A 13,782-nucleotide genomic window follows, 5' to 3' on the forward strand; every position below is an offset into this window, starting at 1 on the left:
TCCAATCGTATTATGTGGTCGGTTCAGCATCAATTTCGACATCTGTGGGCGAGTCCACGTCCTCTGCTGCTGGTGTGTCAGGAATTTCGGATGGTGATTCGACAGCGTTAGGTGCTGAAACGTACAAACGTCCAGCTGCTTCAATCTCAGTTTCATTTCCTGCAGCATCACGAACTTTGATCACGATAACTCCACCATCTAGAACCAAGGATTCAGGTGTCGTATACGTTCCTGTATAATGCCCCGGAGAGCTTTCCGTCAATGGAATTCCTGCTCTTGCTTGCAGATCGAGCGGCAATTCAATTCGGAACGAAGCCTGCAAATTCGGTGCACTCTCAAACGAAACAGTGACACTCTCGCCAGAGGTAATGCGAACATCTTCAGCCGGCGTTATATTCGTTATTTCTGGCAACACAGTCTCCACTTGTACGATTCGAGTAATCGTGGTTATATTTCCGGCAAGGTCTTTGGCTGTAATGGTAATCGTATTCTTGCCTTCATTCACAAGTACCCGGTGACTGAAGCTTCGATCTTGGCCAATGACAACCTTCTGTCCATTCACGGTTACCGTATCCAGGAATGCTTCCACCACATTGCCTGTAACATGAACGACTTCAGCGTTTGTGCGACTTCCCTCTTCAGGTGTAAGGATGTTTAATACTGGTGCTGTCTTGTCCAAGATAACGACAACTGGAAGAGAGCGATCAGTTGCTTTGCCGTTCACGATCACCTCTGCCGTGAGTGCATTCACTCCTGGCTGAAGGTTCACTTCCAGCGTGAATTTACCATTCACCACCTGAGCCTTACCTGCAGCTTTTCCGCCATTGTAGATACGAGCCTCTGCTCCAGAAGCTGGGGAAGTGCCGTTAACAGTAATTTTCGTTTTATTCGTATACGTTCCTTTCACTGAAGTCGTGATGACAGGAGCATTGACTGGATATTTAACAATTGCACGAATCATATAATTACCTTCTTCGGCAGGTGCTGTAGTCCAGTTTCCATTCACTCGCTGCCAACTGCGACCAGCATTAGTCCCCGTTTCGTCAGTCGCCAGTCCAGGCGCTTGTGTGCCTTCGGTTGTCTGAACATACACGATATAGAAGTCGCCTTCTACGACCACTGATTCAGGGAATTCTACGGTTGTCCACTGATCATTGCGCAGTGCTGTTCCATCGAAAGGCCCTGCAAGCAATCGTCCAGGTGCACCAGCCGCACCGCTCGCATCGTACACAGCGTACTGGAATGCTGTCCCACCTGGTAGCGGCCATTCTGTATTCCAGAATCGGAAGGAAGCACCCGTAAGCTGAGCCGCAGCTAAGTCTGGTGTCATGCGCACAGCCCAGGCGTTATTCGCTGCCACAAAAGCTCTCGCATTTTCAGCTGTTCCATCATCATAAGCAATTTCTCCAGGGAATCCGATAAAAGGTTTCAGCGTAACATTGGATTGCACTGACCCATTGCCAGGCACGGTTACGTTCACCTTTTTACTGTAATAATCCGTTGCAACTACGGACAACGTATAGGTTCCCTCTAGGACTTCAAGCACAAAGCTACCGTCCGTACCGGTACGAATTGCCCCGACCTGAGCGTCTTCGAGAACAAGAACCGTTGCTCCAGCAATCGGTTTACCTGAGCGTTCATCTGTTACAACACCTTGAATTTCTCCATGAGGTATCGCCTCCAGATTGAAGTTAGCTTTCGCACCTCCACCATCTGTAATCGTAACTCTTTCAGTGCGTGGATAATATCCATACGCCTCTGCTTTCAAGGTGTATTCACCTGCGACATGGGTGAAGCTGTATCTGCCAGTCGCCGAATCTGTTTTCACAGAACGTCCCGTCTCCAGTACGGTAACCGTAGCACTCGCAGGCAAGCTTAGTGGTGAAACGGAACCATCTTGCGGCTGTTCTTGTTTAGGCGCTTCTTGCTTTGTTTTATTAAATTCATATTTGTCTGTACGTGTGACCTTGTACCATGGATTGTCGTAAACGGGTTTTGGCTTGTCACCACTGAGCACAACAGCATGGTCATCCGTTACCGTAGCAGTTGCAACACCCAGAATGCGAAAATCATCAATGTACCAGCCTTGCTTCACAACACTATTGTCCGAGGTTAAACGGAATCGGATTTGAGCTTCATGGCCGGTGAAGGCATGCAGATCATAAAATACCGGTGTCCATTGCTTGCCAATTGTATTGTGTGAAAATTTCCCGAGCTCAGACCATGTTGCACCACCATCCGTTGTTGCTTCAACGTAACCATAATCGTAACCACCCTCAATCTCATACCAGTGGTTAAATGTCAGCGTAGCTTCAGGAAGCTCTGTCAGGTCAACAACTGGAGATACGAGAGCGTAGTTCGAACCGTTCTCATACGTACTATCCAGATCGGTTGCCCACACATTCGGTGCAGATACAGCACTTGCAGGGCCATTAACCGGGACTCCACGTTCCCACTCATCCTTGGTTCCTGCATGTGTCCATCCGTTATCCGAATCACCATCAAACGAATCGCTGTAGATATCTTCCGGCACTTCGACAGTCACGGATGCTTCATTGGATTTATCACTTTCATTCCCACTGTAATCTAGCGCCGCAACGGTGTAATAATACGTTGTATCTGTTACGGTCGCGGTGTCTATAAATGTTGTTGCCGTTGTATCGCCGATTGCCTCGTAATCTTCACCAGAGCTAGATGAACGATAGACTACATAAGACTTCAGATCTTCATCCTCTGGCCCCGTCCAAGACAAGGTTACATTGCCTAACATGTCTTTCGTTGCAGACAAAGCACTTGGTGCTGCAGGAGCAATATCATCTGGTGCTTGGACGGAGAAGTCATCGATGTACCAGCCTGCTTTTTGAATCGAATTATCACTTGTCAGATTAAACTTGATAAATACCTGTTGCCCTGCATATTCTCTTAGATCCACAAATTGCGTTTTCCAATCTCCCCCAGCTCCTGTGAAACTGAGTATCTCTTCAAAAGCAAAATCACGATCTTCTGTTGCGATGTATACCTTACCAAAATCAATGTTATTCTCTAGATCGAACCAATGCTTGAAGGATAGAATAGCCCCTTCTGGGCTTTCGGTCAGATCAATGGGCGGTGCGAGCAAATAAGCATTACTATTCGCTGCATAAGTACCTTCCAAATTAGATGCGATCAGCTTATCACCCGAGTATGCCTGTTTGGGACCGCTGATTGGTGATCCCCATGCCCACGTATTTCCAGGCCCTCCGGAAGTGAATCCGAGATCATTTTCCTCAAAATCTTGAATGTATCCTGGTTGAACGCCATTCGACACAGCAACATCATACACTTTACTGTCAAAGCCGTTATTGCCATAATCGTTAACTCGAATATAATATTCTAGCCCAGGTGACTCCACTAAAAATGAAGGTATCGTTGCGGAATATGTGCCGTCCTTACTATCTCCAGTAATTCGTTGCATCGGCAAATACACATAGGTGTCCGTTCCTTTCGTTCTAGCGAAAGCCTCAACCGACAGCACAGCCACATTATCTGTAACATGAGCGGTGAGTGGAACGTCGATTCCTGAGAAAGCTGAGTTGACAGGTGTATGCTCCAATACAGGCTCCTCCAGATCATCTCCAGCGGTAACGACTCGGCCAGAGACTGTACCGATGCCTTCAACAACAGATCCTACCGCATCCAAAGCATTAATAATTCCGTGTCCATACCCGTTATTAGGTGAGGTCGGGTATCGTTGATCTGTTGCGGGTGTCGCCGTATCCATAATAATCTGCTCAAGCTGATCTACATTCAGAGAATGATTGGCTTGGAGCAACAGCGCTGCAAGTGCTGTCGTATGTGGTCCAGCCATGGACGTACCGTCCCAGCCTCCCTCATATCCCCCGCCAGGAATGGCGGAACGAATGTTAACACCAGGAGCAGCAACATCCGGTTTAATCTCATCATATGGAGAGGGACCTAGAAGGGAGAACGAGCCCAGATTACCGTTGATATCTGTCGCCCCTGTTGCAAAGCTCTCTGGATAGTTGGCTGGGTTCGCAACCGAACCAGGACCACCCGGATTCGTTAAGTTAACGTTACCTGCAGAGAACTCAGGGAAAATCTGAGCGTCACGCCAAGCTTGTACCATTGGACGGAACCACTCGTCTAGTCCTGGGCCGCCGCCCCATGAATTGTTCACTACGTCCGGTGCAAGCTCCGGATGAAGATTCCCTTCAGCATCGACTGGTGCAAGCAACCACTGTCCGCCGTCTAAGATGATGGCATCCGTAGTGCTTGGATTGAAAATACGAACCCCGATCCATTTTGCACCGGGAGCAACACCGATCTGATTGGAACCATCTGCTTCCGCACCAACCATCGTACCCATCGTGTGCGTTCCATGACCGTCACCATCGGCTGGAAGAGATGCACGGCTGTGCGGGTCATACCAGCTAAGCTCAGGATTCACAATATTGCCTGAAGCATCGATACCTCTCCATTGGTTACGAAGCGCTGGATGGGTGTAATCAACGCCACTATCCAAGTTCGCAACAACTATACCTGTCCCGTCGATCCCCTTTTCCCAGACTGCTGGTGCATTGATATAATCGATATTCCATTCTACATTTTCAGTTGTTGCTGCTGTGGATTTGGCGTCTTCTTTGGCTTTCTCCGCTTCATTCGCCTGTTCTTTGTTGATTTCTACTTTCTGGAGGAAACGCTCCTCATTCGGAAGAATCTTATCCACTTCTGAATGAAGGGCAATCTGCTCCATGACGTCCTTGGTACTCGTGACTACAAGAGAATTTACGATAAAATAGCTCTTGTATTCTTTTACTTTGCCTAGCTCAAGCTCTTCTTCTAGTAAACGTTCCAGATTATATTGTGTGCGTGAAGCAGTCTCCCGCAAAGAACCCACTACAGAAGTTCGAACCGATAGCTTTGTTGCCGAAGCGGTCATCTTCTGAATAGTAGCCTGCTCCATCGCCTGTTGAGAGACCTTCGTCGTATCAACTTGCTCTTTCATTTTGACTAAATAAGTAACATAATCCTTGTTCTCAAACTGTGTGCTCAACTTCGCATTAACTTTGGACGTCGTAACCTTAGCTGCGCCAGACTTCATGTCAATCTTCTGGGATGAGGTATTGTCAGCCGAAACCGGTTGAACGATCGTTAGTGCAAGAAGAAGCGATAACCCTAATGAGAGGGGCTTACGTAACCGTTTTGCTTTTATCAAACTTTTCCACTCCCTTTACCCGGTTTTTGGAATCTAGCGAAGCACGTAGCTCATCGCCGTGTCATAAAACGGTACAACAGTTTGAAAAAAACTCCACATATGAAATATTACGAAGTTTATTGGACTACGCTAAGCCTCACCTCCCTAACAGGAAACTTCTATAGTGATCAGAATGGATTGGTTTACATCGGATCGATATAAATAGATTGAATGAGGTAGGAACTCTGTTGGGATAGCCATAGCAATAGATCGATCATGAGTGAGTTAACATTGGAAGTGGGATAACGTAGATCATCGATGTGAGCGAACCTTTGTATGTTCTATGTCGGAGGGTGACTACAAGCGTTAGTAGAAGTATGTATCGTATCTGAGGCGTTGAATGTATATCGTCAACATGCTGTATGAAACCTAGTAGAAAAACATCTTGAATTTCATATAAATTACAATTTATATTTATATTGGATTTTTATGATTTAGTATAGAGTCGTATTATAAGATAATCAAGCATATTTATTGAAAAATTTAGAAATTAAGCCTTTATAAGTATTTATGATGTCTATCCATGCTGAAATGCTCTACATTATTTCGTGATTATGAAAGTTCGATTAATTAGATAGTTCAATCGATGCTAACTCACAATGTCAATTCGCGCAAAATGCGCTTATCCTTGTTTGTATGACATATTCCAACAGCGCTGAATGGACTAAACACATCAAAAAACCAATGCGATTCAATCGCACTGGTCTCTGAGTCTCTCTATTCTTTCACATCATGCATGTAACGATATCGTGATCTGGCTATCAATCCACTTCAATCTGAAAGACCACAGGCAATTCGCTTTGTACATTGGTCGTAGTAATCGTTAAAGCGTCTCCCGTTCTTACCCACTCAGGTTGTTGATCAAATCCAAGAATTTTAATTTCCTTGATGATTCCTTCAAAATAAGGTGATTTTTCCTTCAAAGATTGAATATGAACTACACCATTTTCCGGATAAACCAGAACGCATGCATAGAGATAATGATCTCTCACCGTAAATCGGATATCTTCACTGGTAAACAGTTTGGTCTGCCCATCCGTAAATTGTCCTTCCTTTATTTCCGTTGGCCCTTCCCCAAACTTGCGCCAGTACGTGGTATCATAGATCGCTTCACCGTTCACTTCCAGCCATTTACCGATCGTTAGCAGTAGATTTCGATCTTCATCTGGTATAGTACCATCGGCACGAGGACCCACATTCAGCAGAAGACTTCCATTCTTACTCACGATATCGACAAAATCTCTTATAATCTCTCCTGCCGTTTTATACACATTACTTTCCGTGTAACACCAGGAATTTTTGGCGACAGCTGTATCTGTTTGCCAGAAGTAAGGTTTAAGCTCAGCAAATTGCCCCCTCTCCACGTCTGGAACTGCAGAGCCAAACATCAAGGCATCATGCTTATAATTAATTGCAACAGGTGTACCCCACTCTTCCCCTTTGTTGTAATAGTAGGCACAGAATTTTTTCAAATAAGGCTTGAACGCGGCGTTCTGAATCCACCAGTCAAAATAAAATACACGTGGCTGATATTGATCAACCAATTCACAGCATCGGATCAACCAGTCCTCTAGAAATGCTTGACTCGGCGGACAATCATATAGATCGAAATGATCCTTGGGTTCAGGCATAGCAGGCCAGTAGAAGTCTCCCTGCTCTAATGGCTCATGCACATCCGATTCGAATTCTTTGCCATGGGACATGAAGAACCAATGCTCCGCGCGATGTGATGACACACACAATGCGAGACCTTGCTTCTCATACGCTGCTTTCATCTCTGCCAGCAGATCACGTTTGGGTCCCATTTCATATGTGTTATAGTGAGAGATAGAGCTTCGATACATTTGAAAACCATCATGATGCTCCGCTACAGGCATAACGTATCTTGCGCCAGATTGTTTGAACAGTGTAGCCCATTCGTCGGCATCGAACTTCTCTGCCTGAAACATAGGGATGAAGTCTTTGTACCCAAAATCCTTATGAGGGCCATATACCTCTAGATGATGATCATAGGCTTTGGAGCCTTGAATATACATATTTCGCGAATACCATTCGCTATCATACGCAGGTACGGAGTATAGACCCCAGTGAATGAATATGCCAAACTTCGCGTTCTGGTACCAATCGGGTACCTCGAATTGACGAAGCGAGCTCCAGTTATCCTGGTACTTTCCATTCGCAATCGTTGTATCAATGTGTTTCAAATATTCGTTTTTGTCTAATTTCATGTCGCCCTCATCCCTTCTACTCATGGGTTGCACTTGTATTGTAGTGGCTTCTGACGGGAATAGACATGTAGATCACTAACCTATAGATGGACAATACTAACATGGTCGGGAGATGAAGGTATGAACCAACATACATTGCTTACCCACTACTTATCCAACCTTGAAGTTGAGTTATACATGGGCGATTACAATCGCTGCGGATCGGATTGGCGGGATTTGGACTACACGCCTGATTACAGCAAATTTTATTGGATCTGTGAGGGAGAAGGCTGGCTCAAAATTGGTGAACAGGAATACTCCCCTGTGCCAGGTCAGCTTGTTTTGATGCCTGAGGGAGTAACACAGTCCTACTCTTCTATAAGTGATCAACCTTTTCTCAAATACTGGTGTCATTTCAGCGCGAAGGTGGGCGGTATCAACCTATTCCAGATTGTGAAGTTCCCTCACTTCTGTACGATCGATCAGCGTGAACAGATCAATACTATCTTCCGCGATATTCTAATGTATCTGAAATCAGGTGAAGTCTATGGGCATATGATGGCCAAAAGTAAACTGATGGAGCTCATATCACAATATGTGATGCGAATGGATATGGAACAGATTGCTTATCTGAATGTGCCTGCCATTGAGAAAATCACGGCTGTATTAGCTTACATTGATTCGCATATTGAAGAAAACATTTCAGTTCAGGAGCTGGCACAACTCACCTATATGCATCCTAATTACTTTATTCGATTCTTCAAACAGCAGATAGGTGTCCCGCCCATCCACTATATTACCAGCAAGAAAATCGATAAGGCGAAGGAGCTCTTAAGCTGCACACCAAGTACCGTCACCATCATTGCTGAACACCTTGGCTTCAGTGATCTGTATTATTTCTCTAGACAGTTCAAAAAGCACACCGGACTTACCCCAACCGAGTACCGTAAATTAAAGACGGGCGTTGTCTTGTAAGCGCTGAATTTAATAAAATTGGAAGTGTTTTGTATCCAATGCTACCTCGTGTTTATATTCCTTCTTTGAAGGAGTGCTACAGTTTGGCCCAAACTAATTAAGTTTCGACAACATAAATATAGCTCAGTACGCTGTTACTAGCGACTGAGCTATTCCTTATCCATTAGGCTTACTAGTCAACCTTGGCTCCAAATGAACGCATAAACAGAACGGCCTGCTCCCGATCCATTCGTGCACCTTTCACATCCAGTGATTTCAGATCAATTCCATCTAAGATAGCACCACGAAGATCGGTCCCTGTTAGCTTTGTTCGGGTCAACGTTGCTCTGGACATATCACAATCTCTCAGATCAGCCTTGCCCAGATCCGTATCGGAGAAATCGACTTCATGGAAACGAATGCCTCTTAAGTCCTGCTTCCCTAGCTTGATATGACGCAAATTGGTATAAGACCAATCACCACCAATCATGGATATGCCATCCATCTGTGCCCCGGAGAAGTCAGAGCCTGTCATCTTGCAAGAAGTGAATTTGGAGACAAATAGATTTGCTCCGCTAAACGTACAATTTTCAAAGGCAGATTCCGTATGAGACGAAGCATTCAGCGTCGCACCTCTAAAGTCACACTCAATAAAGCGACAGTTGCTTGTCTCAATTTCATCCATCTCTGTATTCATAAACGTACATCTTGTGAAAACACAGCTTATAAGCTCTCCATAACGTAAATCACGTCCATCAAACTGCACTGTATCATATTCCTGATCCTTGTATTGGTACACAATATCCTCCTGCAATGTATGGTATTCAGTATGAATCAAACTTTCCTCACTATACCATACCCCTGTCAAGTACCTGCTTAAATGGCACTAAAAGTCAAGATTCTTTTTTGTTCTACTTCCACTCTCTCTTGCGAAGATAGGATTCGAATACAAAAGTTCCAAAAGGCAAAAATCCAGCAAGTACACCCATGAACCAGCGCACGGGCTTCCATTTATATACTACCGCAATATGCACTAGCGCAATAAGATAGAGTGGGAAGAGAATTCCATGAATCATGCCCACGATAGCCACAGCTGAGGATATATCTGCAAAATACTTTAATGGCATTGCAACGAGAAGCAATAATAAGAAGGAAATCCCCTCCCAAATACCCGCAATTCTAAATCGGCCGGTTACGGTCTTCATAACATTCATTCTCACCTTTCATCCATTCATAGTTTGTGAAATATGTAACTTGTAACATCACATGCTTATATGAGTATCACTGTTCACCCGTCCCTATACAGTTGAAACTCCTGTTCAGTATAACGCATGTCTTCAATCATGAATTACTTCAAATTTGAATAATTAAAGAACAAAAAAAGAACACCTGATTGAAATGTCAGGCGTCCTAATGATTCATGTGGTCTCGCGTGCAACCAATTGATATGTGAGTGGCTCAGGCTCCACGTGCTGTCTACCGAGTACTGCCCATAATTGATGGAATGCCTGTGTCGCTTGTTCAGCAATCGGATTATGTATCGTAGTGATTCCGAGTACACGAGCCAGTTCTACATCATCAAACCCAACAATCGCAAGTTGCTCCGGTACACTAATATGTAGTTTGCGCGCTTCACTTAAAATGCCGATCGCTGCATAGTCATTGGAGCACAATACAGCTTGGGGAAGTTCGGGCGCCTTTGCCATTTTGCGCATCGCTTCTTCTCCATCGGATGAAGTAAATACCCAGTATTGGTAGTCCTCTTTCAACACAGGTAACCCTCTACTTGCCATGAATGTCTCATACGCCACTCTGCGACTTTGCGTATTTATGCTATCTGCCCGACCGAAAACGTTGGCGATTCGCGTGTATCCTTTGGATACCAGATGCTCCAGTGCAAGAATATATCCTTCAGCCTGATCCATAGCAACCGACGGGATCTCGTTATTCCCCATGCGCTGCCATGAAACAATCGGGCCATACTCCAGATAAGTCTTCAGTTTCTCAGGATCGTTCACACATGCGATGATCGCTAACCCATCCACACGTTTACTCCGCAGATCTTCAAAAGCCTGTAATTCTATATCTTTATCTCCACGAGTCGTATAAATCAGCGTTTGGAATCCAAAATCCATCGCTGTATCAATAAATTGATTCATAAAAGATAGAATAATGGCATTTGAAGTGGATGTGACGATGCCAATTTGCTTCGTTTGCCCTGTTGATAGCGAAATGGCATTTCGATTAGGAATATAATTTAATTGCTTCATAATCTCAGTTATTTTCTGCCTCGCTTCGTCACTAACGTGACGTGAGTTGTTGATTACTCGTGAAACGGTTGCCTTTGAATAACCAGATCGCTTCATGATTTCATCGAACTTGGACATCTGAACTCCTTTTCTTCCCGCTCATCATATTACAGAATGTTCGCCTAAGGAATTGGGATTAATAATATCACTAATGCTATATATAGTATGCCTCAAAAAAAGGTCAAAAGTAAAACTTGACGTGTAACCCGTTACAACGTTTAAGCTTTTTTTATCAGCCTGTTGCTCGATTCCAATTCAAGTGCTTCAGGCAATAATCACTTTTTATTCGTTTAACCAATTTGACTACTGGAGTGATACAGAATGAGTAATGCTCAATTTAACTTCCCAGAAAACTTCTTGTGGGGTGGCGCAATCGCCGCGAACCAAGCTGAAGGTGCATACAATGAAGGTGGTAAAGGCTTGTCCACGCAGGACGTAGCTCCTAGAGGTATCATGGGGCCAATCACAGAAGAACCAACAGAAGATAATATGAAACTGATCGGCATCGATCTATATCATCGCTATAAAGAAGATGTGAAGCTTTTTGCCGAAATGGGCTTCAAAGTATTCCGTACCTCTATTGCATGGTCACGCATTTTCCCAAAAGGCGATGAATTGGAGCCTAATGAAGAAGGTCTGCAATTCTACGACGATCTCTTCGACGAGTGTCTTAAATATGGAATTGAACCACTGGTAACTCTGTCCCACTATGAAACACCACTGCATCTCTCCAAAGAGTATGATGGCTGGGTTAACCGTAAAATGGTTGGATTCTATGAGCGTTATGCTACGACAGTATTTAAACGTTACAAAAACAAAGTTAAGTACTGGCTGACATTCAATGAAATCAATTCTATTCTTGAAGCTCCATTCATGAGTGGCGGTATCTACACACCAAAAGAAAAATTGAGCAAGCAAGACTTGTTCCAAGCGATCCATCACGAGTTGGTGGCGAGTGCGTCTGCAGTGAAGCTCTGTCATGAGATCATTCCAAGTGCACAGATTGGCTGTATGATCCTCAGCATGCCTACGTACCCATTAACACCAAACCCGGATGATATGATTAAAGTGATGGAATTCGAGCATAGCAACTATTTCTTCGGGGATGTACATGTAAGAGGTCGTTACCCAGGATACATGAAACGTTATTTCCGTGAAAAAGGCATTGAGATTAAAATGGAAGCTGGCGACGAGGAAATGTTGCTCAACACGGTTGATTTCATTTCCTTCAGTTATTATATGAGTATCTGTCAAACCGCCGATCCGGAGAAACAAAAAGCAGGTGAAGGGAACTTGCTCGGAGGTGTTCCGAACCCTTATCTCGCAGCAAGCGAATGGGGATGGCAGATTGATCCGCAGGGACTTCGCTATGTACTGAACATGTTCTATGATCGTTACCAAAAACCATTGTTCATCGTAGAAAATGGACTTGGTGCTGTGGACGAGCTTATTACTGGCGCGGATGGTGAGAAAACGGTTGAAGATGATTACCGTATCCAGTACCTGAACGATCACCTTGTACAGGTTGCTGAGGCAATCGAAGATGGCGTTGAAGTTATGGGTTACACCTCATGGGGATGTATCGATGTCGTGAGTGCTTCTAGCGCTCAACTGAAAAAACGTTATGGTTACATTTATGTTGACCGTCATGATGATGGATCAGGCACGCTGGAACGTTATCGTAAGAAATCATTCCACTGGTACAAAGATATCATCAGCACGAACGGAAAAAGCTTGAAACGTTAAGGAATAGGTACTAAATCTCTGGACGGTTGTTGATACAAGCGTATAGGAGTGCAAGAATTTTTAATAAAATGTATTAAAGCGCAAGCTTCGCGGTGAAATGAACCCCGTTGCTTGCGCTTTTCTTTATCTGCAAATCTTACGTTTACTGTCATTGAACTACAATTACCAAACATATTGAATACACTGAAGCTGGTCTATCGCTCCTCACATCAATCAGTTGTCATTGCGCTAGTTTGTAAGGTTTGGATCAGGATTAGGATTAGGATAGGCTAAGCAACTCCGCCTCTAACGCATCCCAGTTCGGTGTGGACACATCCGATAAAGTTCTCCAACCTGCAAATGAGTGATTCAATGCCTTGAGCTCTACTACTGTTCCATCAATCAATCGACTAACCGGAAGCGTTAAGAAAAGCTTTAGCGCCCAGCGGATGAAGTGAGGATGCTTGGTAATCCATGATGCTTGCCCCGCAGGAATTAGCGGATATCCTAATGAATCTAGTACACGGAAGCCCTCCCCCATCGCCGCCACCATCTGACGCATGCGCTTGTCGTCACGCACAACCTCTTTCATCCGAAAGGCATGGAATAGAATGACCATGTTCATAGGTACAATCAACACCATGTGATTTTTCAGCCAGGCATCGATCTGGTCATGAAAATCAAGCTTGTATTTGGTTCGCATGAATGCCTGCTCCAACAGAGCGCGAAATGGAATGGCTCCGTCCAATCCGCCGATGACCATCTGCCCATGGCCGCCACGGATACAAATGACTTTCCCATCAGCACGTGTACCAGCGGTAGTCTGGAAGCCAAAAGCGACCTGCTTGGGTGATCTCTTAGATTTGCTTAAATAGTCCTGCATCGCGTATGTATCCATATTGTTACCGACTAGCACGATATGGCGGCTATCGTTATCCGAGAGGAGCGGCAGCACCGCCTCGAAGTCGGAATATTTCATCATGACGAAAATTAAGTCATACACATCTTCCGGTTCTAATGTACGAATCACCTGAACGGAATCAACCGTTGTCTTACGCTGAAGGTAATGTCGGATGACGACTCCCTCGTTTTCCAATTCCTCCGCTCGCTTGCCTCTTGCTAACACAGTCACGTCATGCCCCCCTTGAACGAGGACATGCGCCAGATAGCTTCCCTGCACACCCGCACCGTACACGAGTATCTTCAATAGAGTTCCCCCCTCACATAATTAACAGTTGTTGTATATCTAACACCTGTGTACTACAATCAAGGTATCATTGAGAACGATGCACACGCAATGGCTAATCACATTCGCTTTTGTTGAAAATTGAAC

General features: G+C 44.6%; 8 protein-coding genes. 2 read left to right on the forward strand and 6 right to left on the reverse strand.

Features of this window, described 5'->3' with window-relative positions:
- Window positions 1-10: 10 nt before the first annotated feature.
- Both J2T19_RS15050 and J2T19_RS15055 read right to left on the reverse strand, forming a co-directional pair.
- Window positions 11-5,215, reverse strand: coding sequence for a S8 family serine peptidase (locus J2T19_RS15050; protein ID WP_307217043.1), 5,205 nt, complete (start codon window positions 5,213-5,215; stop codon window positions 11-13).
- An 800-nt stretch (window positions 5,216-6,015) separates the two neighbouring features.
- A complete protein-coding gene (locus J2T19_RS15055) occupies window positions 6,016-7,482 on the reverse strand; it encodes an alpha-L-fucosidase (protein WP_307217045.1) in 1,467 nt (488 codons plus the stop codon).
- A 120-nt stretch (window positions 7,483-7,602) separates the two neighbouring features.
- On the opposite strand from J2T19_RS15055, the gene J2T19_RS15060 reads away from it, so the two are divergent.
- Window positions 7,603-8,436 carry an AraC family transcriptional regulator gene (locus tag J2T19_RS15060; protein WP_307217047.1) on the forward strand — a complete coding sequence of 278 codons (834 nt, stop codon included), beginning with the start codon at window positions 7,603-7,605 and terminating at the stop codon, window positions 8,434-8,436.
- Between the two features lie 172 nt (window positions 8,437-8,608).
- Here the strand turns inward: J2T19_RS15060 and J2T19_RS15065 are convergent, their stop codons facing one another.
- From J2T19_RS15065 to J2T19_RS15075, 3 genes are all read right to left on the reverse strand, one after another.
- Entirely contained in the window at window positions 8,609-9,214 is a 606-nt protein-coding gene (locus J2T19_RS15065) for a pentapeptide repeat-containing protein (protein WP_307217049.1), read from the reverse strand.
- A 112-nt stretch (window positions 9,215-9,326) separates the two neighbouring features.
- The gene (locus tag J2T19_RS15070) at window positions 9,327-9,620 is read right to left on the reverse strand and encodes a DUF3817 domain-containing protein (RefSeq protein WP_307217050.1); all 294 of its coding nucleotides are present in this window, start codon (window positions 9,618-9,620) and stop codon (window positions 9,327-9,329) included.
- Between the two features lie 213 nt (window positions 9,621-9,833).
- Window positions 9,834-10,802, reverse strand: a complete 969-nt coding sequence (locus J2T19_RS15075) for a LacI family DNA-binding transcriptional regulator (RefSeq protein WP_307217052.1) — start codon at window positions 10,800-10,802, stop codon at window positions 9,834-9,836.
- 243 nt (window positions 10,803-11,045) lie between these two features.
- Here J2T19_RS15075 and J2T19_RS15080 point away from each other — a divergent pair, with 243 nt between their 5' ends.
- Window positions 11,046-12,470 carry a glycoside hydrolase family 1 protein gene (locus tag J2T19_RS15080; protein ID WP_145047552.1) on the forward strand — a complete coding sequence of 475 codons (1,425 nt, stop codon included), beginning with the start codon at window positions 11,046-11,048 and terminating at the stop codon, window positions 12,468-12,470.
- Window positions 12,471-12,729: 259 nt separating this feature from the next.
- Here J2T19_RS15080 and J2T19_RS15085 read toward each other — a convergent pair whose 3' ends face one another.
- On the reverse strand, window positions 12,730-13,656 hold the full coding sequence (locus J2T19_RS15085) for a ketopantoate reductase family protein (protein ID WP_307217055.1): 927 nt from the start codon (window positions 13,654-13,656) through the stop codon (window positions 12,730-12,732).
- Window positions 13,657-13,782 lie beyond the last annotated feature (126 nt).

Origin of the sequence: Paenibacillus tundrae, from assembly GCF_030812775.1 — a bacterium.
GTDB classification, from domain to species: domain Bacteria; phylum Bacillota; class Bacilli; order Paenibacillales; family Paenibacillaceae; genus Paenibacillus; species Paenibacillus tundrae_A.

Excerpts from the sequence above, each read along its gene's own strand:
- J2T19_RS15055 (WP_307217045.1), bottom strand. The coding sequence starts at position 7,482 with ATGAAATTAGACAAAAACGAATATTTGAAACACATTGATACAACGATT.
- J2T19_RS15060 (WP_307217047.1), top strand. The coding sequence starts at position 7,603 with ATGAACCAACATACATTGCTTACCCACTACTTATCCAACCTTGAAGTT.
- J2T19_RS15070 (WP_307217050.1), bottom strand. The coding sequence starts at position 9,620 with ATGAAGACCGTAACCGGCCGATTTAGAATTGCGGGTATTTGGGAGGGG.
- J2T19_RS15075 (WP_307217052.1), bottom strand. The coding sequence starts at position 10,802 with ATGTCCAAGTTCGATGAAATCATGAAGCGATCTGGTTATTCAAAGGCA.
- J2T19_RS15080 (WP_145047552.1), top strand. The coding sequence starts at position 11,046 with ATGAGTAATGCTCAATTTAACTTCCCAGAAAACTTCTTGTGGGGTGGC.